This is a genomic window from Amycolatopsis sp. FBCC-B4732, assembly GCF_023008405.1.
Taxonomy (GTDB): Bacteria; Actinomycetota; Actinomycetes; order Mycobacteriales; family Pseudonocardiaceae; genus Amycolatopsis; species Amycolatopsis pretoriensis_A.
This window is the reverse complement of record NZ_CP095376.1, coordinates 819,903-845,249: the sequence shown is the minus strand read 5'-3', so window position 1 is coordinate 845,249 and position 25,347 is coordinate 819,903. Positions and strand designations below refer to the sequence as shown.

20 protein-coding genes are annotated in these 25,347 nt (G+C 71.1%); 6 read left to right on the top strand and 14 right to left on the bottom strand.

The window, feature by feature from the left end; all coding sequences use genetic code 11:
* Position 1 precedes the first annotated feature (1 nt).
* A complete protein-coding gene (locus MUY14_RS03025) occupies positions 2–616 on the bottom strand; it encodes a TetR/AcrR family transcriptional regulator (RefSeq protein ID WP_247020549.1) in 615 nt (204 codons plus the stop codon).
* Positions 617–852: 236 nt separating this feature from the next.
* On the opposite strand from MUY14_RS03025, the gene MUY14_RS03020 reads away from it, so the two are divergent.
* Positions 853–4,086, top strand: coding sequence for a S8 family serine peptidase (locus tag MUY14_RS03020; RefSeq protein WP_247020547.1), 3,234 nt, complete (start codon positions 853–855; stop codon positions 4,084–4,086).
* Positions 4,087–4,243: 157 nt separating this feature from the next.
* Entirely contained in the window at positions 4,244–5,635 is a 1,392-nt protein-coding gene (locus tag MUY14_RS03015) for a discoidin domain-containing protein (RefSeq protein ID WP_247020545.1), read from the top strand.
* Here the strand turns inward: MUY14_RS03015 and MUY14_RS03010 are convergent.
* A complete protein-coding gene (locus tag MUY14_RS03010) occupies positions 5,623–6,783 on the bottom strand; it encodes an ROK family transcriptional regulator (protein WP_247020543.1) in 1,161 nt (386 codons plus the stop codon). The genes MUY14_RS03015 and MUY14_RS03010 overlap by 13 nt on opposite strands.
* 99 nt (positions 6,784–6,882) lie before the next feature.
* On the opposite strand from MUY14_RS03010, the gene xylA reads away from it, so the two are divergent.
* Positions 6,883–8,031 carry a xylose isomerase gene (gene xylA, locus MUY14_RS03005; RefSeq protein WP_247020541.1) on the top strand — a complete coding sequence of 383 codons (1,149 nt, stop codon included), beginning with the start codon at positions 6,883–6,885 and terminating at the stop codon, positions 8,029–8,031.
* Positions 8,032–8,099: 68 nt separating this feature from the next.
* The gene (locus tag MUY14_RS03000) at positions 8,100–8,471 is read left to right on the top strand and encodes a hypothetical protein (RefSeq protein WP_247020539.1); all 372 of its coding nucleotides are present in this window, start codon (positions 8,100–8,102) and stop codon (positions 8,469–8,471) included.
* Positions 8,472–8,520: 49 nt separating this feature from the next.
* Here the strand turns inward: MUY14_RS03000 and MUY14_RS02985 are convergent, their stop codons facing one another.
* From MUY14_RS02985 to MUY14_RS02940, 11 genes are all read right to left on the bottom strand, one after another.
* Positions 8,521–12,393, bottom strand: a complete 3,873-nt coding sequence (locus MUY14_RS02985; RefSeq protein ID WP_315863259.1) for a carbohydrate-binding protein — start codon at positions 12,391–12,393, stop codon at positions 8,521–8,523.
* 103 nt (positions 12,394–12,496) lie between these two features.
* Entirely contained in the window at positions 12,497–13,498 is a 1,002-nt protein-coding gene (locus tag MUY14_RS02980; RefSeq protein WP_247020537.1) for a sugar phosphate isomerase/epimerase, read from the bottom strand.
* A 20-nt stretch (positions 13,499–13,518) separates the two neighbouring features.
* The gene (locus tag MUY14_RS02975) at positions 13,519–14,886 is read right to left on the bottom strand and encodes an alkaline phosphatase family protein (RefSeq protein WP_247020535.1); all 1,368 of its coding nucleotides are present in this window, start codon (positions 14,884–14,886) and stop codon (positions 13,519–13,521) included.
* Entirely contained in the window at positions 14,883–16,010 is a 1,128-nt protein-coding gene (eboE, locus tag MUY14_RS02970) for a metabolite traffic protein EboE (protein WP_247020533.1), read from the bottom strand. The genes MUY14_RS02975 and eboE overlap by 4 nt, the downstream gene beginning before the upstream one ends.
* The gene (locus MUY14_RS02965) at positions 16,007–16,858 is read right to left on the bottom strand and encodes a TatD family hydrolase (RefSeq protein ID WP_247020531.1); all 852 of its coding nucleotides are present in this window, start codon (positions 16,856–16,858) and stop codon (positions 16,007–16,009) included. The genes eboE and MUY14_RS02965 overlap by 4 nt, the downstream gene beginning before the upstream one ends.
* Positions 16,858–17,403 (bottom strand): EboA domain-containing protein, encoded by a 546-nt coding sequence (locus tag MUY14_RS47080; RefSeq protein WP_315863258.1) that lies wholly within the window; start codon positions 17,401–17,403, stop codon positions 16,858–16,860. Before MUY14_RS47080 ends, MUY14_RS02965 begins: the two co-directional genes overlap by 1 nt.
* Positions 17,400–18,221 carry a sugar phosphate isomerase/epimerase family protein gene (locus MUY14_RS47075; protein ID WP_315863257.1) on the bottom strand — a complete coding sequence of 274 codons (822 nt, stop codon included), beginning with the start codon at positions 18,219–18,221 and terminating at the stop codon, positions 17,400–17,402. The genes MUY14_RS47080 and MUY14_RS47075 overlap by 4 nt, the downstream gene beginning before the upstream one ends.
* Positions 18,218–19,045: an SCO3242 family prenyltransferase gene (locus tag MUY14_RS02955; RefSeq protein ID WP_247020529.1), complete on the bottom strand. Its 828-nt coding sequence runs from the start codon at positions 19,043–19,045 to the stop codon at positions 18,218–18,220. The genes MUY14_RS47075 and MUY14_RS02955 overlap by 4 nt, the downstream gene beginning before the upstream one ends.
* Entirely contained in the window at positions 19,042–20,151 is a 1,110-nt protein-coding gene (locus MUY14_RS02950; protein WP_247020527.1) for an inositol-3-phosphate synthase, read from the bottom strand. Before MUY14_RS02950 ends, MUY14_RS02955 begins: the two co-directional genes overlap by 4 nt.
* 126 nt (positions 20,152–20,277) lie before the next feature.
* Entirely contained in the window at positions 20,278–21,549 is a 1,272-nt protein-coding gene (locus tag MUY14_RS02945) for an ROK family transcriptional regulator (RefSeq protein ID WP_247020525.1), read from the bottom strand.
* Positions 21,550–21,793: 244 nt separating this feature from the next.
* Positions 21,794–22,255 (bottom strand): MarR family winged helix-turn-helix transcriptional regulator, encoded by a 462-nt coding sequence (locus MUY14_RS02940; protein ID WP_247020522.1) that lies wholly within the window; start codon positions 22,253–22,255, stop codon positions 21,794–21,796.
* Between the two features lie 139 nt (positions 22,256–22,394).
* Between MUY14_RS02940 and MUY14_RS02935 the strand changes: the two genes are divergently transcribed.
* Both MUY14_RS02935 and MUY14_RS02930 read left to right on the top strand, forming a co-directional pair.
* Complete coding sequence (locus MUY14_RS02935; RefSeq protein WP_247020520.1) at positions 22,395–23,579, top strand: MFS transporter; 1,185 nt, start codon at positions 22,395–22,397, stop codon at positions 23,577–23,579.
* Between the two features lie 23 nt (positions 23,580–23,602).
* Positions 23,603–24,436 (top strand): aldo/keto reductase, encoded by an 834-nt coding sequence (locus MUY14_RS02930; protein ID WP_281506246.1) that lies wholly within the window; start codon positions 23,603–23,605, stop codon positions 24,434–24,436.
* A gap of 69 nt (positions 24,437–24,505) precedes the next feature.
* On the opposite strand, the gene MUY14_RS02925 is transcribed toward MUY14_RS02930, so the two are convergent.
* On the bottom strand, positions 24,506–25,345 hold the full coding sequence (locus MUY14_RS02925; protein WP_247020516.1) for an SAM-dependent methyltransferase: 840 nt from the start codon (positions 25,343–25,345) through the stop codon (positions 24,506–24,508).
* Positions 25,346–25,347: the final 2 nt, after the last annotated feature.

Genomic DNA, 25,347 nt, shown 5'->3' with positions numbered 1-25,347 from the left:
GTCATTCCTTCCTCCGGTACGCGGCCAGCGCTTCGCGGGCCTTTTCGAGGACTTCGGTGGTGGCGAGCGGGTTCAGGAACAGGTGGCCGGCGGCGGCCGACATCCGCAGCATCGCCTCGTTCGTGCCCGGTTCCTCGCCGAGCGCGCGGGCGACGTGGTCCTGCAGGATCATCAGCCCGCCGGTCATCGCGGCGAGGGCGGCGGCGACACCCCGCGGGTCGGGCATGTCCATGCCCTGCTCGCGGAAGTAGCTCTCGGTGCCGTCGACGATCTCGACGAACTGCGCGGCCGCGGCTTCGGAGCCGTCGATCATCGCGCGGCCCATGTACCGCCGGAACAGCAGCTGGCGGGCGTCGAACGTCGGGAGGAACCCCGGGTTCGCGGCCCCCTTCGCCAGCACTTCCTCCTTGAACTTCACCAGCTCGTCGAAGACGTGCGCGTCGCACGCCTCGCGCAGCCCGTCCTTCGAGCCGAAGTGGTGGCGGATGAGCCCGCCCGACACCCCGGCTTCCTCGGCGATGTCCAGGATCGACGTCTTCTCCATGCCGCGTTCGGTGAACAGCCGGATGGCGGCGTCGCGGATCCGGGCCCGCGCGGTGAGGTCTTCGGTGCTCATGCTCGTCCTATACGTACGTGTAGTCGACTACACGTCAACGTAGCCGCCTATACGCGCATATAGCAAGAGCGTTCCTTTCACCGGAAAGCACAGCTTCGGGTTGCCGCCTAACCGGTCAGCCCATTAGGCCATTCGGCTCGCAACCAATTGCGGTCTTTGGGCTAACTGTCTTATTGCTGACGAAGATCCCACGCTGTGTACTGCACGGACGCACATCTTCACGAAGGGTCGTTTCAGTGACACAGCACAGATCGCGCTGGAGACGGCGGGCCGGGATCACCGTCCTCGCCACCGCTCTCGGCGCCTCCGTCCTCGGCGTCGCCGTTCCCGTGGCGTCCGCCCAGCAGGCCCCGCCCTCGACCGGCGCGACCGACGGCAAGACCCTCGACGAGCACGACCGCGCGCTCGTCGCCGAAGCCGAAAAGGCCGGGAAACCGGACGTCACGCTGCTGATCGCGGCGGAAAAGGGCCAGACCGGCACCGCCGTGAACGAGCTCAAGGCGCTCGGCGGCGTCGTCCAGTCCACCGACACCAAGCTCGACTACGTCAAGGTCAGCATCCCGACGGACAAGGCCGAGAAGGCCGCCAAGCTCAAGTCCGTCAACGCCGTCGACGTCGACGGCCTCATCCAGCGCGACGACCCCAAGCCCGACGGCGCGACCACCCCGCTGCCGCAGCCGGCCCCGGGCAAGAACACCCCGCGCGTCAACCCGTACCTGCCGACCGGGGACACCTACGCGGCGCAGTTCGGCCAGGTCCTGCCCAACTGGGACGGCAAGGACACCACGGTCGCGGTGCTCGACTCCGGCGTCGACCTCGACTCCCCCGCGCTGGCCACCACCAGCCACGGCGAACGCAAGATCGTCGACTGGTACAACGCCAACGCCACCAACTCGGGCGACGGCACCTGGGTCAAGCAGTCGACCCAGACCTACACCGGCACGTTCACCGCGAACGCCAAGACCTGGACGGCGCCCGCCACCGGCGGCCCGTACACCTTCGGCGTCTTCAGCGAGACCGCCGGCGACCTGGGCGGCGCGGACAGCGAGACCGGCGGTGACGTCAACCGCGACGGCGACCGCGCCGACTCGTGGGGCGTGCTGCTCGACCCGGCGACCAAGGAGGTCCGGGTCGACCTCAACGGCAACGGCGACTTCACCGACGAGAAGCCGATGACCGACTACGCCAAGAAGTACGACTACGGCTTCTTCGGCACGGACAACCCGGCGACCGACGTCGCCGAGCGGATGGCATTCGTGGTCCAGACCGACAAGCCGGGCTACGTCGGCATCGGCATCGCCGGGGCCGAGCACGGCTCGCACGTCGCGGGCATCGCCGCCGGCAACGACCTCTTCGGCGGCAAGATGGACGGCGCGGCCCCGGGCGCGAAGCTCCTGGCGGTCAAGGTCTGCCTCACCGGCACCGCCTGCACGTCGTCGGGCCTGATCGACGGTGTCGTCTACGCGGCCAGCCACGGCGCCGACGTCATCAACATCTCGATCGGCGGCCTGCCCGCGCTCAACGACGGCAACAACGCCCGTGCGGAGCTCTACAACCGCACGATCGCCGAGTACAACGTCCAGATCTTCATCTCGGCCGGCAACAGCGGCGCCGGGGCGAACACCGTCGGCGACCCGTCGGTGGCCACGGACGCGATCTCGGTCGGCTCGTACATCACCAAGGAGACCTGGCTGTCGAACTACGGCTCGGTCACCAAGAACGCCGAGTCGCTGCACCCGTTCTCCTCGCGCGGCCCGCGTGAAGACGGCGGCTTCAAGCCGGACATCATCGCGCCCGGCGCGGCGATCGCGACCATCCCGCGCTGGGAAGCGGGAGGCCCGGTGGCCGGCACGTACGGCCTGCCCGCGGGCTACGCGATGCTGCAGGGCACGTCGATGGCGTCGCCGCAGGCGACCGGCGCGGCGGCACTGCTGGTGAGCGCGTACAAGGCGACGCACAAGGGCCAGCGGCCGCCGGTCGCGCAGCTGCGCTCGGCCATCAAGTCGACCGCGCGGTTCGTGCCGGGCATCGACGCCTACGCCCAGGGTGCGGGCCTGTTCAACGTCCCGGCCGCGTTCGTCGCGCTGTCGCTGAACCCGAAGCCGGACGCCGTTTCGACGTCGGTCGAGGTGCACACGGCGCTGTCGCAGCAGCTGGCGACGCCGAACACGGGCGTGGGCATCCACGACCGCGAAGGCGTGACCACGGGCACGGCCTACACCCGGACGTACACGATCACCCGCACCACGGGTTCGGCGCAGCCGGTGCCGTACTTCGCGCGGTGGACGGGCAACGACGGGACGTTCTCGTCGAAGTCCACGGTGGTCCTGCCGCTGAACACGCCGGTGAAGTTCGACGTCAAGGTCGACCCGAAGAAGGCGGGCGCCCACTCGGCGGTGCTGAACCTGGACAACCCGCTGACCATCGGCGTCGACGTGCAGACCCTCAACACGGTCTTCGCGCCGCAGGAGTTCACCGCCGCCAAGGGTTACCAGGTCGACGTCTCCGGCAAGATCGCCCGCAACCAGGCGACCAGCTACTTCGTGCGGGTGCCCCAGGGTGCCAGCGCGCTGAAGGTGGACCTGGACGCGGGTGCCGGTGCCCCGGGCAAGGGCCAGGTGCGGTTCCTGCGCTACGACCCGACCGGCGTCCCGGCCGAGGCCAGCACGTCGACGACGTACTGCTACCTCCCCGACGCGGGTGCCGGCTGCCCCGGTGGCACGCCGACCAGCCGCACGATCGCCAACCCGCTCCCGGGCGTGTGGGAGATCGTCGTCGAGGCGCGCCGGACGTCCGATGTGGCCGACGCGGCGTACAAGCTGACGGCTTCGGTGCTGGGCACGGCGATCTCGCCGAACCCGGACACCATCGCCTCGGCCACGCTGGGCACGCCGATCGCGCGGTCCTACACCGTGACGAACACGCTGGGCGCGTTCACCGGCAAGCTGAATGGCGCCACGCTGGGCAGCGCAAAGGTGGCGCGGCCCTCGATCGCCGAAGGTGCGCAGCAGCAGTACCAGATCGCGGTGACGCCGGGTTCGACGTCGCTGACGGCCACGATCGGCAAGACGTCCGACACGGGCGCCGACCTGGACCTGGTGCTGTACAACTGCACGACCGGCACCTGCGTGCAGGCGGGGGTCAGCGCGGACGGTGACTCCGAGGAGTCGGTGACCGTGCCCAACCCGGCCGCGGGTGTCTGGGTCGCGCTGGTCGACGGGTACGCGGTGCCTTCCGGCACCACCGAGTACGACTACCTCGACGTCTTCACCAACCCGGCCTTCGGGTCGGTCGCGGTGAACGACACCGTCGCGGCGCACGCGTCGGGCAGCTCGTGGACGGTGCCGGCGACGGTGACGGTCACGACCGCCCCGGCCGCGGGCCGCACCCTGCGCGGTCAGCTGACCGTGCAGACCGACACCGGTGTCACGGTCGGCTCCTCGCTGGTGCTGATCAACGCCGTGAGCTAGTCCCGCTCAACGGAAACCGCCCCGGGTTCGCCCGGGGCGGTTTTCGCTTTTCCTGGTGGGTTTCCGACGCAAGTTTGCGTATGTCCGGTGAAGTGTTGCCCTGGTTCGGCGCGTGTCCGTATGGTCTGGAACACTCCGCATCCACCGAGGGGTCCCCATGCGCCGGATTTCGACGTTCCTCGCCGCACTTCTCTTGCTGGCGGCCACTTTGCCGGGTGTCGCCCACGCGGCGGCGCTCTCGAGCCGGACCCACTTGTTCTACTACCCCTGGTACGGTGGCAGTTCGACCGGTTACCGGCACTGGCAGCAGGGCGGCCACACACCGCCGGCCGACGTCGGCGCCAACTTCTACCCGGTGCTGGGCCCGTACGACTCCGGTGATTTCGCGGGGGCCGTCGAGCAGCACATGCGCTGGATCGAGCAGTCCGGCGCCGGGGTGCTCGTGTACAGCTGGTGGGGTCAGGGGTCCTACGAGGACGGTCTGGCGGCCGGCGTGCTCGAAGCCGCGGCCCGGCACGGGATCCGGGTCGCATGGCACCTCGAGCCCTACAGCGGACGGACGGCGGCGTCCACCGTGGCCGACGTGAACTACATCCTGGGCCGGTACGGTTCGAGTCCCGCGTTCTACCGCGAAGGCGGCCGTGGCGCGTTCTACGTCTTCGAGAGCCTGCGGATCGGCGACTGGACGGCGCTGGACCAGGTGCGGTCGTCGGCGATCGTGCTGGCGCAGACGACGGACACGAGCAAGGTCGCGCACTTCGGCGGGATGTACACCTACGACGCGATCGCCGGGGCCACCGCGCCGGGCTGGCGTGAGGCGGGGGCTTACTGCGAAGCGAACGGGCTCGTGTGGGCACCTTCGGTGGGTCCGGGGTACGTCGACGATCGGGCGGTGCCGGGCAACACGACTCCGACGTTGGCGCGGGACAACGGCGCGACCTACGACCGCGAGTGGCAGAACGCGCTTTCTTCGCAGGCGGACTGGGTTTCGGTGACGTCGTTCAACGAGTGGCACGAGGGGTCGGTCATCGAACCGGCTTCGTCCTCGCCACCTTCGGGGGCTTACGAGACTTTCTCAGGGGCCTATGGGACTTCCGGCGCGGCTTCGGAAACCGCTTACCTGGACCGGACTCGGTACTGGGCCGCTCAGCTCGGCGGGCAACCTGCGTCGGTCAACCTGGCTCAGGGGCGGCCGGTGACCGCCAGCGGGGCGCAGGGCGGGTATCCGGCGGGGAACGCCGTGGACGGGAATGCTTCGAGTTATTGGGAGAGCGCGAACAACGCGTTCCCGCAGACGTTGACGGTGGACTTGGGCGCGCCGGCCGCGGTCGGCCGGGTGGTGCTGAAACTGCCGGCGTCGTGGGGTCGCCGGACGCAGACGATAGCCGTGAACGGCGGGAGTCCGACCGGGTACGCGTTCGACCCGGCGACCGGGAACGCGGTGACGATCCCGGTGTCCGCGGCGGATCGGTACCTGCGGCTGACTTTCACGGGGAACACCGGGTGGCCGGCGGGTCAGGTGTCCGAAGTGGAGGCTTACGCCTCCTGAGCCCGGCTCACGAACGGCGCCGGATCCGCCAGCACCCGGTGCACCACCCGGCCCGCGGCCCCCAGCGTCGCCGCGTCGCCACCCAGGCGTGAGGCCGTCAGCACCGGGGGTGCGCCGCGGAGGCCGCCCAAGCGGGTGGTCAGGACGTCCGTCACCGGGCCGGACAGCCACGGGTACAGCTGCGTGAACACCCCGCCCAGCACGATGCGGTCGAGGTCCAGGAGGTTCACCGCCGACGTCAGGGCGACACCGAGGGCTTCCCCGGCGGCCGCACACGCTGCCCGCGCCGCGCGGTCGCCGTCCGCCAGCGCGGCCAGGAACGCGGGCAGCGTCGGCGCGTTTCCCGCCGCCAGCAACGCTTCTTGGCCCGCGAAGGTCTCCAGGCAGCCGCTTCCGCCGCACCGGCATAGCGGGCCCTGGGGCGCGACCACGACGTGACCGAGCTCGCCGGCCAGGCCGCGGGCGCCGGCGAACAGCGCGCCGTTCACGACCAGGCCGGCGCCGATGCCGACTTCGCCGGAGACGTAGAGGAAGTCGCGCTCGCCGTCGCCGTACCAGAGCTCGCCCAGCGCCGCGAGGTTCGCTTCGTTGTCCAGTTCGACCGGGACCGGCAGGTGCAGGTCGGCCGGGCGGACGTCCTGCCAGCCGAGGTTGGGGGCGCTGAAGAGGACGCCGTCGCCGACCGGGCCGGACACCGCGAGCACCGCGCCCGCCACCTCCAGGCCGAGCCGGTGGGTTTCGGTGAGCGCCTCGGTGGCTAGCGCCTGCAGCTCCCCCAGGACCTTCTTCGGGCGCGAACCGCGGTTGTCGCGCTCGCGGCGGGCGGCGAACCGGACGCCGCCGGTGAGGTCGAGCACGCGCACGGCGAGGTAGTCGACGTTGATTTCGAGCCCGAGCGACGCCACGCGGGCCCCGCTGAGCACGACGTCCACGCCCGGCCGGCCGCGTTCGCCCGCGCGGGCGGGCCCGGTCTCGGCGAGCAGGCCCGCGTCGACCAGGTCACCGACGAGCTTGCTCACGGTGGACTTGGTCAGGCCGGTGACCTCGGCGAGCGCGGCGCGGGTGAGCGCGCCGCCGCGGTGGACCGCGCCCAGCACGACCTCGAGGTTGCGGGCGCGCATCTCCTCGTGCCGCACGGCCTGGGTCATCTCGTCCCCTCCTGCTGTGCACTTTAACCGGGCCCCTTGACGCCCGGGACCCCGCGGCGCATATTTAGTCTACAACGTGAACTAATTGAAGGGACAGTCATGAGCGACTACGCCCCCCGGCCGGCCGACAAGTTCACCTTCGGCCTCTGGACCGTGGGCTGGCCCGCGAACGACCCGTTCGGGGTCGCGACGCGGGCGCCGCTGGACCCGGTGGAGAGCGTCCACCGGCTGGCGGAGCTGGGCGCCTACGGCGTGACCTTCCACGACGACGACCTGCTGGCCACCGAGCCCGACCGCGACAAGGCGATCGAGGCGTTCAAGAAGGCCCTCGCCGAGACGGGCCTCCGGGTCCCCATGGCGACGACCAACCTGTTCACCCACCCGGTGTTCAAGGACGGCGGCCTGACCAGCAACGACCGCGACGTCCGGCGGTACGCGCTGCGCAAGGTCCGCCGCAACATCGACCTGGCGGCCGAGCTGGGCGCGGAGACGTACGTGGTGTGGGGCGGCCGCGAGGGCGCGGAGTCCGACGGCGCGAAGGACGTCCGCGCGGCGCTGGCCCGCTACAAGGAGGGCCTCGACCTCCTCGCGGACTACGTCGTGGAGAAGGGCTACTCACTGCGCTTCGCCCTGGAGCCGAAGCCGAACGAGCCCCGCGGCGACATCCTGCTCCCGACGATCGGCCACGCGCTGGGCTTCATCTCGCAGCTGGAACGGTCCGAGATGTTCGGCCTCAACCCCGAGGTCGGCCACGAGCAGATGGCCGGGCTCAACTTCGTGCACGGGATTTCGCAGGCGCTGTGGCAGGGCAAGCTGTTCCACATCGACCTGAACGGCCAGCACGGCCCGAAGTACGACCAGGACCTGGTCTTCGGCCACGGCGACGTGAAGAGCGCGTTCTTCCTGGTGGACCTGCTGGAGAACGGCGGCTACGAGGGTCCGCGGCACTTCGACTACAAGCCGTTGCGCACGGAGGACGCTTCGGACGTGTGGGTGTCCGCGGCGGCGAACATGCGGACCTACCTGATCCTGAAGGAGAAGGCGGCGAAGTTCCGTTCGGACCCGGAGGTCGTGGAGGCCCTGGCCGCGTCGCGCGTGCCGGACCTGGCGACGCCGACGCTCGCCCCGGGCGAGACGTTCGACGACGTGCTGAAGGACGACTTCGACCTGGACGCGGCGGCCGCGCGCGGGTACCACTTCACGCGGTTGAACCAGCTGGCGCTGGAGCACCTGCTCGGCGTCCGCTGACGTTGCTGAGGGCCACCATCGGGGCATCCCCTGCCTCGGCGGTGGCCCTCACCGGCATGCTTGCGCGGGTGGAGCACTTCACCGACTTGGCGCACGTCTACCTGGAGGACAGCTTCGTCCTCGGCATCGAAGAGACTCCGGACTCCCTGTCCTTCACGCTGGACCTCGTCTTCACCGGCGCGCACCCCCGCTACCACGAGCCACGTGTGGGTGAACAACACCGCTACGCCGCCGCCGTGCTGACCATCGCGGGTGTCCGGAAGATCGAGTGGCTCAGTCGGTCCACGCAGACCTACCGGGACGCCACCGGCGAGGAAGACCTCGGCAACATCGACAGCTTCCAGTACCACGACGGCCGCTACGAGATCGCCGGTGACTGGGGCCACGTCCGGGTCCACTCGCCCGCCGAACCGCGGGTCACCTTCCCTGAACAGCCGTGAAGGCCACCTCGAGGAACGCAACGCTCCTCAAGGTGGCCTCCACGAACTTCTAAGACACCGTCAACGTGTCGATGTCGAACAGCGAACCCGCGCCACCCCGGAAGACCAGGTGGAGGGGGCCCGTTCCGGGCGTTACCGTGGTCGACACCGTCTGGAACGTCTCCCAGCTGCCCGTGTTCGGGACCGGCACCGTGCCCAGCAGCGTTCCCGTCGCCGAACCCGCGCGGATCTCGATCGTGCCGCCCGCGCCCGCCGAGGACACCACCGCGCTGAAGCGCGTGATGCCCGCGGTGCTCACCGACGCGTACCCGGCCCAGTCGCCGTTCTCGATGTAGCCCAGGGTCTGGCCGCCGCTGGCCGGGGCGTGGGATGCGATCTGCACCCCCGAGCCCGACGTGAACGACTCACCCTCCACAGTGGACGACGAAGACCCGCAAGCAGCAGGGGCGACCCCGGCCGCATAACGAACCGCGCCCAGCAGGGAAGACCGGAACACCGGGTCCGAATAGGACTCGATCGTGTGGCCGAGTCCCGTGTAGAACGCGCGGCCGGCGCCCTGCGGGTGGCACCACGTGATCGGGTGGTCGGCACCCATCTCGCCGCCCGTGTAGCTGGACTCGTCCAGGGTCTGCAGCACGTGCACGCTGCCCCGCGGGTTCGTCCGGTAGTTGTACAGCTCATCGGTCCGGGTCCACACCGCCGGCAGGCCGGCCGTCGCCGGATGGGTGCCGTCCTCCGTCACGAACCGGGCCTGCTGGATGGCCGGGTGGCTCTTGAACCACGCCCCGACCAGCTGCCCGTACCACGGCCAGTCGTACTCCGTGTCCGCCGCGGCGTGGACGCCGAGGTAGCCGCCGCCACCTTCCACATAGGACTGGAACGCCGTCTGCTGCGCGGCGTCCAGCACGTCGCCGGTCGTCGAGAGGAAGACCACCGCCGCATAGGACGACAGCGAAGCCGAGGTGAACACCGAAGCATCCTCGGTCGCCGTCACGCCGAAACCGTTGGCCGCGCCCAGTTCACGAATGGCCTGGATGCCCGCCGGGATCGCGTCGTGGCGGAAGCCCGCTGTCTTGGAGAACACCAGTACCTCGTACGAGGGATCCACCTGGGTCGGCATACCGCTCAGCGTAAAGGAATCCACGTCGAACAGGGAACCGGAACCGCCGCGGAACACCAGGAACAGCGATCCCGAGCCACCCGACACCGACGTCGTCACGTTCTGGAACGTCTCCCAGCCGCCCGTCGACGGCACGGCCACCGAACCCAGCAGCGTCCCCGTCGCCGAACCGGAGCGGATTTCGATCGTCCCGCCCGCGCCGGCCGATGAAATCCGCGCCGTGAAGGACCGCGCGCCCGCCGTGCTCACCGATGCGTAGCCGGCCCAGTCGCCGTTTTCGATGTAGCCCAGGGTGTTGCCGCCGCTCGCCGCCGCGTGCGGGGCGATCTGCACGCCGGACCCGGACGTGAACGACTCGCCCTCGACCGCCGGCGAAGCCGTCGTGAACGTGAACGCGTCGAGGTCGAACAGGTTGCCCTGGCCGGTCACGCCCTTGAACACCAGGTACAGCGACGTCGTCCCGGCCGGCCGGTCGGCGAGGTTCGCCGTGACGTCGGCGAACGTGTCCCAGTCACCGGTGTTGGCGACGGCCGCCGATCCGAGCAGCGTCCCGGTCGGCGAACCCGCGCGAACCTCCAAGGTGCCGCCCGGGCCGCCGGACGACACGCGAGCGCTGATCGAGGTGGCGTTGCCCAGCGCGTACGGCGTGAACGAGATCCAGTCGCCGTCGTCGGTGTACCCGACCGTCCGGCCGCCCTCCGCCGCGCCGTGGTCGGCGAGCTGGATCCCCGACTGCGCCGAGAAGTGCTCCCCCTGCCGGTGCCGCGGCTGCAGCTTTCGGACGCTGTGCGACGTCAGCCCGCCCTTGTCGGTGTACTGCGCGTCGAAGACGCCGTAGATGTTCGCCGCGGCGTCGTGCTCACCGTCGACCGGGACCGCGATCGAGCCCGAACACCCGGTCTGCTGGGTGATCTGGTGCTCGTGGCTGTCGTGGCCGAGCAAGTACGTCACCTTGACCTTCGAGCAGTCCAGCGGCCCGTCCTCCGGATCGCTGCCGGCCACCTGGAACGGCACGGTGTCACCGAACGAGAACAGCTGCCCGTCCACCGGCGTACCCAACGAAACCGCGGGCGCGGTGTTCCCCACCGTCACCACCAGGCTCGCCGTGCCGGTCAGCCCCGCCGGATCGGAAACGGTGAGCGTCGGCGAGTACGTGCCGTTCGTCGTGTAGGTGTGCGCCGGGTTCGCCGAGGTCGACGACGAGCCGTCGCCGAAGTCCCAGCGGTAGCTCAGCGCGCCACCCTCGGGGTCCGCGCTGCCCGCGGACGAGAAGTTCACCGTCAACGGGTTCGGCCCGGACGTCTTGTCGGCCGCGGCCTTCGCGACCGGGTTGCGGTTCGTGCCCGCGAGGTACTCGATCCGGTACAGCGCCTGGTTGTCGCTGCCGGTGCCGTAGTCGAGGACGTACAGCGCGCCGTCCGGGCCGAACGCCATGTCCATGACCTGCGTTCCGGTCCACGGGAAGTTCTCGATCGGGCCGCGCGTGCCGTCGCCGTTGACGGTGACCGCCTTGATCCACTTGCGACCGTACTCCCCCGCGAAGTACTTGCCGTCCAGGGATTGCGGGAACTTGACCGTGGACGTCGAGGTGGCGTCGTACCGGTAGACCGGCCCGCCCATCGGCGACTCCGAGCCGCTGCCGAACTCCGGCGGCGAGCCTTCGTCACCCGCGTACTTGATCCACGCGGGCTTCGGCACCGGCAGCTTGGCGAGCCCGGTGTTGCGGAACGAGGAGTTCGTCGGGCCGCCCGCGCAGTCGTACTTCGCACCGGACGGGCCGCTCGGGAACGTGTAGTGGTTGTACGTCTCGGTCGTGGTGTTCGATCCCGTGCAGTACGGCCAGCCGAAGTTGCCCGGCCCGGTGATCCGGTCGAACTCGACCTGCCCCTGCGGTCCGCGGTCGGGGTTGGTGACGCCCGCGTCCGGGCCGTAGTCGCCGAGGTAGACGACGCCGGTCGGCTTGTCGACACTCATCCGGAACGGGTTCCGGAAGCCCATCGCGTAGATCTCCGCGCGGGTGTTCGCGGTCCCCGGTGCGAAGAGGTTGCCGGACGGCACGGTGTACGTCCCGTCGGCCTGCGGGTGGATCCGCAGCAGCTTGCCGCGCAGGTCGTTCGTGTTGCCGGACGAGCGCTGGGCGTCGAACTGCGGGTTGCGCGTGGTCCGCTCGTCGATCGGCGAGTAGCTGTCGGAGGAGAACGGGTTGGTGTCGTCGCCGGTGGTCAGGTACAGGTTCCCGGCGGCGTCGAAGTCGATGTCGCCGCCGACGTGGCAGCACTGGCCGCGGTCGTTGGCCACCTTGAGAACGACCTTCTCGCTGGCCAGGTCGAGCGTGTTGTCGGTCTTCAGCACGAACCGGGACAGGTGCAGCTCGCCCTTGAACGGCGCGAAGTCCGCCTCGGTGCCGTCGGTCGGCGCGTCACCGTCCGGTGTGGACAGCCGCGGCGAGAAGTACAGCCAGATGAACCGGTTCGTGGCGAAGCCGGGATCGGCGGCGACGCCTTGGAGCCCTTCCTCGTCGTGGGTGTAGACGTTCAGCTTGGCCGCGACGGAGGTGGCCCCCGCCGCGGTGGTGACGCGGACGGTGCCGTCGCGGGAGGTGTGCACGACCGAGCGGTCCGGGAGCACGGCGAGCGACATCGCCTCACCGCCGAGTTCGGCCGCGCCGGTGGCGAGCGCGACCTGCTGGTAGTCCGCGGGTGGGATGTCCGCGCGGGCCGGGGTGTCGAGGGTGAGCAGGAGGCCGGCGCCCAGGAGCGCGGTGCCGAACAGCCTCGCCCACTTCGGTGGGGACGGAGACATGCGGGATCCTTCCTGATTTTGAGCGTGCTTCGCCCCGGTGCGGCGCGAAGCCGGTTTCGATCACCTTCCGACGGGGCTGGCGGTCACCCGTTGAACAGAAGCGCTACTTCGAGGAGAACGCGGCGTCGAAGGCCGCCGTGGGTGGGGTGAAGTTGAGCTTGCGGACGAACTCGAGCGCTTCGGGCGCGCCGATGAGCCGGTCCATGCCCGCGTCCTCCCACTCGATGGAGATCGGGCCGTCGTAGCCGATGGCGTTGAGCATGCGGAAGACGTCTTCCCAGGGGACGTCGCCGTGGCCCGTCGAGACGAAGTCCCAGCCGCGGCGGGGATCGGCCCACGGCAGGTGCGATCCCATCCGCCCGTTGCGGCCGTTGAGCTGTTTGCGGGCCTCCTTGCAGTCGACGTGGTAGATGCGGTCCTTGAAGTCCCACAGGAACCCGGCCGGGTCGAGGTCCTGCCAGACGAAGTGCGACGGGTCGAAGTTGAGCCCGAACGCCTCGCGGTGGCCGATCGCCTCCAGCGTCCGGACGGTGCTCCAGTAGTCGTAGGCGATTTCGCTCGGGTGCACCTCGTGGGCGAACCGGACGCCGACCTCGTCGAAGACGTCCAGGATCGGGTTCCAGCGGGTGGCGAAGTCGGCGTATCCGCGCTCGATCATCGACGGCGGCACCGGCGGGAACATCGCCACCGTGTGCCAGATCGACGAGCCGGTGAACCCGACCACGGTGGACACCCCGAGCTTCGCCGCGGCGCGGGCGGTGGCCTGCATCTCGGCCGCCGCCCGCTGCCGGACGCCTTCGGGTTCGCCGTCGCCCCAGATCCGCGCGGGCAGGATGGCCTCGTGCCGCTCGTCGATCGGGTGGTCGCAGACGGCCTGGCCCACCAGGTGGTTCGAAATCGCCCACACCTTGAGGTCGTACTTGGCCAGCGTCTCGAGCTTCGCCGGGACGTAGCCGTCGTCGGCGAGCGCCTTGTCCACTTCGAAGTGGTCGCCCCAGCAGGCGATCTCGAGTCCTTCGTAGCCCCAGCCGCTCGCCAGCTCGCACACCTCCTCGAACGGCAGGTCGGCCCACTGCCCGGTGAACAGGGTCAACGGTCGTGCCATGTCTGACCTCCAGGGTGCGTCTATTCGGTGCGGATAGCCGTGAGCAGCAGATCCTTGACTTCGGTGGCGTGGATCTTTTCGCGGGCGAGCGAGGGATCCGAGCACAGCAGCACGGGCCCGTCCTCGGGGGCGTCGGGCAGCCGCCCGTGGCTGCCCTTCACCGGCGCCGGGTCGAGCGGGACGACCTGCATCGAGTACCGCAGGCCGAGCTTCTTGCGGGCCAGCGCCGACGCCGCCTTCAGCTTCACCGCCGGGTCGTTCGGGTCGAAGAACAGCTCGGCCGGGTCGTACCCGGGCTTGCGGTGGATCTCGACCGTCTTCGCGAAGTCCGGCGCGCGGTCGTCGCTCAGCCAGTAGTAGTACGTGAACCACGCGTCCGGCTCGGCGATCGCGACCAGCTCGCCGGCCCGTTCATGGTCGATCCCGATCCCCGCCTGTCCCGCGCGATCCAGCACGACGTCCACACCGGACAGTCCGGCCACGATGTCCCGCACCCGCGGGATGTCGGCGGGGTCGGCGACGTAGACGTGCGCGACCTGGTGGTCGGCCACCGCGAACGCGCGGGACGTCCACGGGTCGAGGTACTCCATCCCGGCCTGGACGTACACGTTGAGCAGGCCCTCACGACGCAGCGCCCGGTTGATGTCGACCGGCCGGCTCGCGTTCGTGATGCCGTACTCCGAGAGCGCGACGACGGTGTGGCCGCCCGCGGCCGCCTGGTCCAGCAGCGGCTTCAAGGCGTCGTCGATCTCTCGCGCGGCCGCCGCGGCCTGGGGCGCGTCCGGGCCGAAGCGCTGGAGGTCGTAGTCCAGGTGCGGGAGGTAGACGAGCGTGGTGTCGGGCTTGTCCTCCGCCATGATCTTCCGCGCGGCGGCGATGATCCACTTCGACGACGTGATCGCGGCCGTCGGGCCCCAGTAGGTGAACAGCGGGAACTCACCGAGCGCGCCGACCAGGCGGTCGTGCAGCTGCGGCGGGTGGGTGTAGGCGTCTGGGGACTTCTTGCCGTCGGCGTGGTAGATCGGCCGCGGGGTCACCGTCAGGTCGACGTCCATGCCCATCGCGTACCACCAGCACACGTTCGCCACGCGATGTCCGGCCTGCGCGCGGCGGGCGGCGTCCCAGAACTTGTCGCCCCGGACCAGTTTGTTGTGCTGGCGCCAGAGGAAGATCTCGCCGAGGTCGCGGAAGTACCAGCCGTTGCCGACGATCCCGTGTTCGGCGGGCTGCAGGCCGGTGAGGAACGTCGACTGCACCGAGCACGTCACCGCCGGGAAGACGGTGTCCAGCTGCGCGGTGAAGCCGGGCTCGGCCATCTTGCGCAGGTTGGGCATGTGCGGCAGCAGCCGCGGGGTCAGCCCGACGACGTCGAGGACGAGCAAACTCATTCCGAAACCTCTTCCAAGCCTAGTTCGTTCAGGGAGCGCCGGGTCCACTCCAGCTCGGCCGCGATGCCCGCGACCAGCCCGGCGTCGTCGGCGGGTGCGTCCGGGAGCACCTGCCAGGTGTAGGTCTCGACCTCGACGTGGTCGGTGCGCGCGGTGGCGCCGCCGAACAGCTCGGCCAGCGTCGCGGCCAGCACCGGCCGGGTCGACGTCAGCGGCGGCGCCGGGTCGGCGTGCAGCGGCACGTGGAAGTGCACGCGCCACGGTGCCTCGCCGGGGAGCCCGCCCGCCAGCGCGAGGTCGAGGTCGTCGGCGCCCGGCGGGGCGCCTTCGTTGCTCTGATGCAGGAAGCGCGTTTCCACAAAGGATTCCAGCGCCCGGCGGGTCGCGGGATCCTTCGGCGAGGCCGCTTCCAGCGCGGCCGACGCCTGCAGCTTGACGACGGCCAACCCGGCGGCTTCGAGGCGGCCGAGTGCGGCCGCCGGGTCCTCGAAGCCCACCGCGAGGTGGCAGGTGTCGAGGCAGATGCCGAGCCAGTCCGTGTCCACATCGGACAGCAGGGCCGCGGCCTGCGCGGTCGTCTCGATGACGCAACCGGGTTCGGGTTCGAACGCCACCCGCACCGGCCGCTCCTGCTCGGCCAGCCCCTTGGCCAGCAGCTCGAGCTGGCCGCGGTCGTCCCGCCATTCCGTGCGCCAGCCGAGCGGCAACGTCGAGACACTGCCGCGCACGGCGTCCTCCGGCAGCAGCTCGGCGAGCAGCCGCGCGAGGTCGAGGGTGTACCGCGTGCGTTCGGGCGTCGCCCAGTCCGGCCGGTACACCTTGTGCTTGACGACCGGGTCGTGGAACCCCTGGTACGGGAACCCGTTGAAGGTGACGACCTCCAGCCCGCGCGCGGCCAGTTCGCCACGCAGCCGGGCCACCGCCGCCGGGTCCGCCACCAGTTCGGCCGCCACCGGACGAGCCAGCCACAGGCCGAGCCCGAGCCGGGCCACGCCGAGGCGTTCGCGGACCGGCTCGCCGAAGCGGGCCAGCTGGGTGAGCACGCCGTCGAGATCCTCGGCCTGGTGCACGTTGGTGCAGTAGGCGAGGTGGACGAGCGTGCCGTCGCGGTGCCGGAACCTCACTTGCGCGCCCCCCGCAGGATCGAGTTGCCCGCGAACTCGGCGTCCGGTGCCACGCTCTCCAGCGAAAGCCGCCCGCTCTGGCCGTAGAACTCGACGGGGTTGCGCCACAGCACCTGGTCGACGTCGTCCTCGGTGAACCCGGCGGCCAGCATCGCGTCGCCGGTCTTGCGGGTCTTGAGCGGGTCGCTCTTGCCCCAGTCGGCCGCGGAGTTCACGAGGACGCGCTCGGTCCCGTACTCCTTCAGGATCGCGACCATCCGCTCTTCGTCCATCTTGGTGTCCGGGTAGATCGAGAACCCCATCCAGGAACCGGACTCCTTGACCTGCCGGACGGTCACCTCGTTGAGGTGGTCGAGCACCACGCGTTCCGGCGCGATGCCGGACTCGCGGACGACGGCGATGCTGCGCTCGGTGCCGGTCGCCTTGTCGCGGTGCGGGGTGTGCACCATCGCCGGGAGGTCGTGGTCGATCGCCAGCGCGAGCTGCGCGGCGAACGCCTTGTCCTCCTCCGCGGTCATCGAGTCGTAGCCGATCTCGCCGACCGCGACCACGCCGTCCTTCTCCAGGTAGCGCGGCAGGACGTCGAGCACCGGCGCGCAGCGCGGGTCGTTGGCCTCCTTGGGGTTCAAGGCGATCGTGCAGTGGTGTGCGATGCCGTACTGGCTCGCGCGGAACGGCTCCCAGCCGACGAGGGCGTCGAAGTAGTCGGTGAAGCTGCCGACGTTCGTGCGCGGCTGGCCCAGCCAGAACGCCGGCTCGACGAGCGCGCGGACGCCGGCGGCGTGCATGGCCGCGTAGTCGTCGGTGGTCCGGGAGCTCATGTGGATGTGCGGGTCGAAGATGCGCATCAGGCGTCCTGTTCGGTCAGCAGCGGGAGGAGGTCGGCGGGGACGTCGCGGCCCGCGGCGGTGCGCTCGGCGGCGAAGGACCGCATCATGCGCAGCAGTTCCTCGTCGGTCCGGCGGTCGAGCCCGGCGATGCCGGCCAGCGGAATGCCCATGAACACGCACTTGAGGACGCCGTGGCGGTACGCGGCGGCGTCGAGGTGCGTGGCGGCGTACTCCCCCATCGCGGCGGTCACCAGGCGCGTGTCGTTGGTGCGCAGGGCGTCCGCGACCAGTTCGAGCCCGGCGTCGCCGGTGTCCACGACGGACAGTCCACGCAGGACGGCCCGCTTCTCGGCGGCGTCGCCGTAGCGGTAGAGGTCCGGCATCTCCGCGGCGGCTCCGGGTGCGGCTTCCAGCAACCGGACCCGGGCCACGTCGTCGACCGTCCACCCGGGAGTGTCCGACGGGCCCCGGCCGACCCGGCGGCCGACGCCGGGGAACACCGTGCGCAGCACCGCCGCGTCGGCGGCGACGTCGTGCAGTGCCTTGTCCAGCCAGGCGTTCACGCCGCCACCGCCTTCCGCAGGAATTCGAGGGACTCGCGGGCGATCCGCGGCGCCGCGTGGCTGTCGCGCGGCAGCTCCACCGCCACCAGCCCGGCGTACGGCGACAGCGCTTCCAGCACGGGCGGGAAGTCGATCTCGCCCGCGCCGAACTCCAGGTGCTCGTGCGTGCCGCGGCGCATGTCGTCGATCTGCACGTTGACCAGCCGCGGCAGCGCCCGGCGGACGCAGTCGGGCACGGCCGCGGACTCGTTGCACCGGCAGTGCCCGATGTCCAGCGTCAGCCCGAACCGCCCGGGGTCGCCGAGGCGCCGGGAGAGTGCGAAGTACCCGTCGAGGTCCTCGACGAGCATCCCCGGCTCCGGTTCGAAACCCAGCTTGACGTCGTGTTCGTCGGCCGCCTTCAGCACGTCGGCGCACCCGTCCACCAGATGTGCCCAGGCGTCCTCTGTGGACAGATCGGCGGGCTTGTTCCCGCTCCAGAACGAAACCGCCTCCGCCCCGAGGTCCGCGGCGATCTCCACGGCCCTCGTCAGGAACTCGACGCGGCGCGCGCGGTCGGGGTCGAGGAACGTCGGCGAGTGCTTGCGCCACGGGTCCAGCAGGAACCGGGCGCCCGTCTCGATCACCACGGCCAGCCCGAGCCGGTCCAGCTCGGCCGCCACCGACGCGACCCGCCGGGCGAGGTCCGGGCCGAACGGGTCGAGGTGCTGGTGGTCGAGGGTGAGCGCGACCCCGTCGTAGCCGAGGTCGGCCAGGACGCGCAGGGCGTCGCCGAGGCGGTGGTTGGCGAAGCCGTTGGTGCCGTACCCGAACCTCATGTCGGCGACACCTTCCGGCTCAGCGCCCGCGCGATCGGGAACGCGGCGGCGACGGCCAGCGCCGAGCGCCACGCGCCGGTGCGCGCGATCAGCCCGGCCTGCAACGGGATCATGCCGTGGATCCCGGCCCCGACCGCGCGGCGGATCTTGGGCGCGGCCGGGTCGCGCACGGCGTCGTACTGCGCCCGCCCGGTGGTCAGCGCGTACGTCCCCAGCAGCGCCGAAGCCAGCGGCCCGACGCGGCCGGCGGCGACGCGGACCCCCGCGGTGGCGGCCAGGGTGGCCGCGGGCAGCGCGGGCTTCGCGCCGTGGACCTCCGACCTCGACAGCGTTGTCACGGCGTAGGTGTGCGCCCCCACCGTCAACGCCGCCGACAGCGCGGGCTTCGCCCCGCCCGCCCCGAGCAGGACGTCGAGCGCGCGGGCGGCGGCCATCGCGGCCGGGCCGAGCGCGGTCTCCTTGAGCACGAAGTCGTACGCCCACACGGTCGCGGCCAGTGGCAGCGCCACGCGCAGCGCCCGCTTCCCGCCGGCGGCGGCCGCGATGCCCAGCCCGCCCGCGGTCAGGCCGGTGGCCACGCCGAGCGCGGTGCCGGGCCTGATCCGGCCGGACGGGATCGGCCGCTCGGGCCGTTCCATGGCGTCCAGGTGCCGGTCGGCGTAGTCGTTGAGCGCCATGCCCGCCCAGTAGATGCAGACGGACGCGCCGGTCAGCGCCGGCGTGCGGCGGCCGAAGGGCCAGCCGGCCGCGGCGGCCCCGGCGACGGCGTCCCCGGGCACGGTCAGCGCCGCGGGCGCGCGGACGAGTTCGACGAAGGCCTTCACCGGTGCGCCCACTCACGCAGGGCCGCGTACTGCGACGCCAGGTCGTGCGGGCCGTCCCCGGCGGGATCCTTGAAGAAGAATCCGAACTCGGCCACCGGGCCGGCGACGCCGTCGCGACAGGCCTTGCCGGTCAGCCGGGCGAGGTCGAGCACCAGCGGCGCGGCGAGCGCCGAGTCGCAGCCCTGCCAGGTGAGCTGCAACGTCATGCGCGCACCGAGGAAGCCTTCGAACAGCACGTGGTCCCACGCCGTCTTCCAGTCGCCGAGCGCCGGGACGTAGTCGATGTGCACCTCGCCGTCGACCTCGCGCCCGAGGTTCTGCGAAAGCACCTGCTGCTTGGACGCGTTCTTGCTCGCCGCCGCACCGGGGTCGGCCAGCGTGGCGCCGTCCCCGCCGCCCAGCAGGTTCGTGCCCGACCAGGACAGGACGTTCAGCGCGCGCTGGGCGAACATCGGCGCGAGCACCGACCGCAGCAGCGTCTCGCCGGTCTTGCCGTCGCGGCCGGCGTACGGCTGCCCCGTCGAACGGGCCAGCTCGTCGAGCGCGGGCAGGCGCGCACCGGTGGACGGGGTGAAGTCGACAAAGCCACAGCCGGCGCGGAAAGCCGCGTAGGCGTACAGCGCGCTCGGCGGCAGGGTGTCCAGCGCACCCTCCAGCGCGGCGAGGGACGCGTGCGCCGGGTGCGGCGCGCACGGCGGCTCGGTGGAGGAGACGTTGACCACGACGACGTGGTCCAGACCCTCCCGGAACTCGGTCAGATCCGCGACGATCCGGTCGGCCGCGGCCTGCCCGCCTTCGGACGGCGCCGGGCGCAGCCGGGCCTCCGCCGCCTCCAGTTCCGCGCTCACCGCGCCGGGCAGCGCCGACGGCAGCACGCCCGCCGCGGCCAGGTGCTCGGCCCGCTTGACCAAGGGCGTGTCGACGACGTCGTGGCCCCCGAAGACCAGGTCCCCCAAGCCGGGCAGTTCAGCCCCGGCGAAGTCCGGCAGCTCGGTCACGCAGCCCGTGCGCGCGGCCAGTCCCGCGCGCATGGCGGCGGCCCCGGCGACGGCGGTCGTGGCCACCGAGCCGCGGGCACCGATCAGCCAGACACCGATCTTCCCCATAAGTTCCTCCACCTGTTCGGCACATCAGCCCGCGCCCCGGCGATTCGCCGCCCGGCGCGCGGGCGCCCACCCGATCTACATCGCCGGACTCGATCAAGTGTTTCCACCCGGTCGGGGGCAGCACGCTCATCCGCTCTCCCGTTCCGCGCGGACCGGCACCAGCGCCGGGTCGTCGAACACCGCCTGCAGCGCCACGTGCGCGCCGCCTCGCGAAGCCGCGGAGAACCCGAGCCAGGACAGCTCGACGCGGCAGCCCCCGATGCCCGGGGCGATCACGCGGGTTTCGAGCTCGGCCAGCATCGGGCCGAGCAGGTACGGGCCCAGCTGCGCGAAGTAGCCACCCAGCAGCACCACGCGCGGGTTGAACACGTTGACCAGCACCGCGGCGCCGACGCCGAGCCCGGTGCCGACCTGCGCGAGCGCGTCGAGCGTCCGCTTGTCCTTCAGCTCGGCGCGGCGGCGGATCAGGTCGAGCCGCTGTTCGAGGTCCAGCGACGGGTCGTGCACCGGGTCGCCCGGCGACGCGGCGAGCCGCAGCATCCCGGCGAGCCCGACGAGCGTTTCCCAGCAGCCGCGGCGCCCGCAGCCGCAGATCCGGCCGGCCGGGTCGAGCTGGATGTGACCGATCTCGCCGGAGAACCCTTCGGCGCCGCCGAGCAGCCGTCCCCCGGCGATCACCCCGCCGCCGACGCCGATCTCACCGGTCAGGTAGACCAGGTCGGCGGTGCCGGCGACGCTGCCCATGGCGTATTCGCCGAGCGCGCCGAGGTTCGCGTCGTTGGCCGTGCGGATCGGGTACGACGGCGGGCCGAGCCGCCGGGTCAGCCGCTCGGTGATGCCGCGGACCACCCGGACGTCGGTCCAGTGCAGGTTGGGCGCGAAGGCGACGGTGCCGCTCGCGACGTCGACCAGCGCCGGGATGCCGACGGTGACGCCGGCGGGCATGACCCCTAGCCGCCGGAACTCCCGCAGCGCCCGCGCGGTCAGCTCCGCACCGGCGTCGAGGACCTTCTCGACGGGGAACGCGGGTACGTCGAGCGCGACGCGCTGCTCGAACAAGACAGCGCCGGTGAGGTCGAGGGCGAGCGCGGTCAGGTAGTCGACGTTGATCTCCACGCCGATCCCGCCGACGCCGCGGCCGTCGAGTTCGACGATCGTGCCCGGGCGCCCCACCGCGCCGGCGCGCTCGCGGTCGCCTTCCCGGACCAGCCCGCGTTCGGCGAGTTCGGCGACGAGGCTGGACACGGTTCCCTTGTTCAGCCCGGTGTCCGCGGCGATCCCCGCCCGCGACCGGGGACCCGCGTCCCGCAGGTGCCGCAGCACCAGCGAAAGGTTGCTCCGCCGGACGGCGGCCTGGTCGGCCGGGCGCACCGGTTTGAGCGAGAAGGAGGAGTCCACGCCGACACCACCCCAGTTCGTCTGGTGGGACAACAAATTAGGGCGGCGCAAACGGTCCGGTCAACGGCTGACGGGAACGGCCGGAAGCCGGACAAACCGTGCTGACCAGCGAAACTATCGAACGCGGCGAGCGAAAGTGTCCCACGGATGGAGCAGGGGTTCGGGCGGGCGGCCGCCGCAATCACACGGCCGATCGGGAATGTGCCGCTCAGCGGGAGTTTCGGAAGACTTTCGCAAGCTTGCGTCAGGCCGAAGGCACAGCAGGGAAGGAAAGCGTGCCCAGCGCCCCGACCAGCGGTGAAAGTTCCGGCAAGGTTTCGGCCTCGGCGAGCGCTTCCGCCAGGGCCGTGTCGTGGGTCGGGCGGGCCGCCGTCAGCAGGGCCTGCCCCGCCGGCGTCACCTCCGTGTAGATGCCGCGGCGGTCGTCCGCGCAGAGGTAGCGGGCCAGCAGACCGCGGCCCTCCAGCCGGGTCACCAGCCGCGTCGTCGCCGACTGGCTGAGCACCACGGCGTTGGCGAGCTGGTTCATCCGCAGGTGGAAGCCGTCCTGGCGGGCCAGCACGTCGAGCACCGTGTACTCGCTCACCGACAGCTCGTGGTCGCGCTCGAGCGCGCGCTGCAGCTTGTCCTCGATCCGCGCGTGGAGCGCGGCGAGCGTGCGCCACCCCTGCGCGCGTGCCGCCACGGCGTCGTCGTCCAGTGACACGGTTCACCTCTCCCCGGCTTGCGCGCACACGTTTGCACGCTGCACTATCGAGCTCGTGCAATATACGGCGTCTGCAACTATCTCGGACGCTCGTAGTTGCCAACGCCCACAACAGTCTACCCCGGGAAGAAGGAAGTCCATGCCCGCCGCTCTGCTCGCACTGGCGATCAGCGCTTTCGGGATCGGCACCACCGAGTTCGTGATCATGGGCCTGCTGCCCGAGGTCGCGGGCGACTTCGGCGTCTCGATCCCGTCCGCAGGCCTGCTCATCTCGGGCTACGCGCTCGGCGTCGTCGTCGGCGCGCCCGTGCTCACCGCGCTGGCCTCGCGGGTGCCGCGCAAGACCGTGCTGGTCGCCCTGATGGGGCTGTTCATCGCGGGCAACGTGCTCTCGGCGCTCGCCCCGAGCTACGGCCTGCTGATGACCGGCCGGGTCGTCGCGGCCCTCTCGCACGGCGCGTTCTTCGGCGTCGGCTCGGTCGTCGCCGCTTCACTGGTCGCCCCGGCGAAGCAGGCCAGCGCGATCGCGCTGATGTTCACCGGGCTGACCGTGGCCAACGTCCTCGGCGTGCCCGCCGGCACCGCGCTCGGCCAGGCCTTCGGCTGGCGCTCGACGTTCTGGGTGGTCAGCGTCCTGGGTGTGCTCGGTGCCATCGGCATCCTCGCGCTGGTGCCGCACCAGAAGCCGGACCCGGGCGCGGGCCTGCGCGGCGAGCTCGCCGTGTTCCGCCGCCCGCAGGTGTGGCTCGCGCTGGTGATGACCGCGCTCGGCTTCGCCGGGGTGTTCGCGTCCTTCACCTACATCGCGCCGATGATGACCGAGGTCGCCGGCTTTTCCAGCGGGGCCGTGACCTGGCTGCTCGTGCTGTTCGGCGGCGGCCTCTTCGCCGGCAACCTGCTGGGCGGCCGGGCGGCGGACCGCAAGCTCATGCCGAGCCTCTACGTGATCCTCGCGGCACTGGCGATCGTGCTGGTCGCGTTCGTCTTCACCGCGCACGCCAAGGTGCCCGCGGCGATCACCATCGCATTGTTCGGCGCGGCCGGCTTCGCGACCGTGCCGCCACTGCAGGCCCGCGTGATGGCCAAGGCCGAGGGCGCCCCGGCGCTGGCCTCGGCGGCGAACATCGCCGCGTTCAACCTCGGCAACGCGGGCGGCGCGTGGCTCGGCGGCCGGGCCATCGAGTCCGGCCTCGGCTACACCGCCCCCAACTGGATCGGCGCGGCGCTCGCCGCAGCGGGCCTCGCCGTGGCGCTCGTCTCCGGCCTGCTCGACCGCCGTTCCCCGGCTAGTTTCGCAGCCGGGGAACGGGTACTCGCCCGATGAACCACCCACCGAAAGGAACCCTCGTGACCAGCGTGCCCGTGCTCGAACTCAACAACGGCGTGCGGATGCCGCAGCTCGGCTACGGCGTCTTCCAGATCCCGGACGACGAAACCACCACCGCCGTGAAGGCCGCTCTCGACGCGGGCTACCGCAGCATCGACACCGCCACCGTCTACGGCAACGAAAAGGGCGTCGGCCAGGCCCTCGCCGAGTCGGACGTGCCCCGCGACGAGCTCTTCGTCACCACCAAGCTGTGGAACTCCGCCCAGGGCTACGACTCGACGCTCAAGGCGTTCGACGAGAGCATGGCCAAGCTCGGCCTGGAGCAGCTCGACCTGTACCTGATCCACTGGCCGACCCCGCAGCGGGACAAGTACCTGGACACGTGGAAGGCGTTCGAGAAGCTCTACGCCGACGGCCGCGTCCGCGCGATCGGCGTGTCCAACTTCCAGCCCGCGCACCTCGAGCGGCTGATGGACGCTTCCGACGTCGTGCCGGCGGTCAACCAGATCGAACTGCACCCGTACCTGCAGCAGCAGGAGGTCCGCGAGTTCGACGCGAAGCACGGCATCGCGACGGAGGCGTGGAGCCCGCTCGCCAAGGGCGGCAGCCTGCTGGGTGACCCGGTCGTGGCGGAGCTGGCGGTCAAGCACAGCCGGACGCCCGCGCAGATCGTGCTGCGCTGGCACCTGCAGCTGGGCAACGTCGTGATCCCGAAGTCGGTGACACCGTCGCGGATCGAGGAGAACTTCGACCTGTTCGGGTTCACCCTCACGGAGGAGGAGGTCGAGTCGCTGAACCCGCTGGACCGCGGGGAGCGCACCGGCCCCGACCCGGACACGTTCAACGCCGCCTGACCCGCTCGCCGCAGGTCGTGAGTGTTCAGGCGGGTCAGAACCCCGCCTGAACACTCACGACCGGGGGCGTCACTGCTTGCGGGCGACGCCGCCCAAGGTCAGGAAGTTCAGCTCGCTGAGCGGGTGCAGGCGCGGGCCGTCGGGCCACCATTCGTGCAGGTAGACCAGCCCCGGGCGGAGCAGTTCGGTGCCGTCGAAGAACGCCGTGATCTGCTCCCGCGTGCGGTACACGCTGCCCAGCCCGGTGCCCTGGAAGCTCGTCTCCAGCAGCCGCGCGAGTTCTTGCCGCGGCGAGTCCTCTTCCGGGTCGAAGTGGTGCGTGAGCAGCAGGTACGACCCCGGCGCCAGCGCCTCCACGTACTCCGCGACGATCTTCTTCGCGCGTTCGTAGTCGTCGATGTGGTGGATGATCGACGTCAGCATCAGCGCCACCGGCCGGGAGAAGTCGAGGTACTCCTTGACGACGTCGTCGGCGAGGGTGTCGGCCGGGCGGGTCAGGTCGGCGCCCGTCACGTGGGTCAGGTAGTTCTCCTCGAGTAGCGCCCGCCCGTGCACCTGCACCACCGGGTCGTTGTCGACGTACACCACCTGCGCGTCCGGGTTGTACCGCTGCGCCACCTGGTGGGTGTTTTCCGCGGTCGGCATGCCGGAGCCCAGGTCGAGGAACTGGTCGATGCCGCGCTTGCCGGCCAGGAACCGCACCGCGCGCACCAGCCAGTCGCGGTGTTCCTTCGCCATCGTGCGGGCGCCGGGCGCGATCGCCAGCAGGCGCCGCATCGCTTCGCGGTCGACCTCGTAGTGGTCGTGACCGCCGAGCAACGCGTCGGACAACCGGGCCAGGCTCGCCTTGCTGAAATCGAGCGCGGCGGCGCCGCCCCCGGTTCCGGACCGCAGGTCGCCAGGCGTCATCG

Coding starts and splice junctions, on each gene's coding strand:
- MUY14_RS03010 (WP_247020543.1), bottom strand. CDS start 6,783: ATGACCCAGGCCGTGCGGCACGAGGAGATGCGCGCCCGCAACCTCGAG.
- MUY14_RS02975 (WP_247020535.1), bottom strand. CDS start 14,886: ATGAGTTTGCTCGTCCTCGACGTCGTCGGGCTGACCCCGCGGCTGCTG.
- MUY14_RS02965 (WP_247020531.1), bottom strand. CDS start 16,858: ATGCGCATCTTCGACCCGCACATCCACATGAGCTCCCGGACCACCGAC.
- MUY14_RS47075 (WP_315863257.1), bottom strand. CDS start 18,221: ATGAGGTTCGGGTACGGCACCAACGGCTTCGCCAACCACCGCCTCGGC.
- MUY14_RS03015 (WP_247020545.1), top strand. CDS start 4,244: ATGCGCCGGATTTCGACGTTCCTCGCCGCACTTCTCTTGCTGGCGGCC.
- xylA (WP_247020541.1), top strand. CDS start 6,883: ATGAGCGACTACGCCCCCCGGCCGGCCGACAAGTTCACCTTCGGCCTC.
- MUY14_RS02925 (WP_247020516.1), bottom strand. CDS start 25,345: ATGACGCCTGGCGACCTGCGGTCCGGAACCGGGGGCGGCGCCGCCGCG.
- MUY14_RS02935 (WP_247020520.1), top strand. CDS start 22,395: ATGCCCGCCGCTCTGCTCGCACTGGCGATCAGCGCTTTCGGGATCGGC.
- MUY14_RS02985 (WP_315863259.1), bottom strand. CDS start 12,393: ATGTCTCCGTCCCCACCGAAGTGGGCGAGGCTGTTCGGCACCGCGCTC.
- MUY14_RS03025 (WP_247020549.1), bottom strand. CDS start 616: ATGAGCACCGAAGACCTCACCGCGCGGGCCCGGATCCGCGACGCCGCC.
- MUY14_RS02980 (WP_247020537.1), bottom strand. CDS start 13,498: ATGGCACGACCGTTGACCCTGTTCACCGGGCAGTGGGCCGACCTGCCG.
- MUY14_RS02950 (WP_247020527.1), bottom strand. CDS start 20,151: ATGGGGAAGATCGGTGTCTGGCTGATCGGTGCCCGCGGCTCGGTGGCC.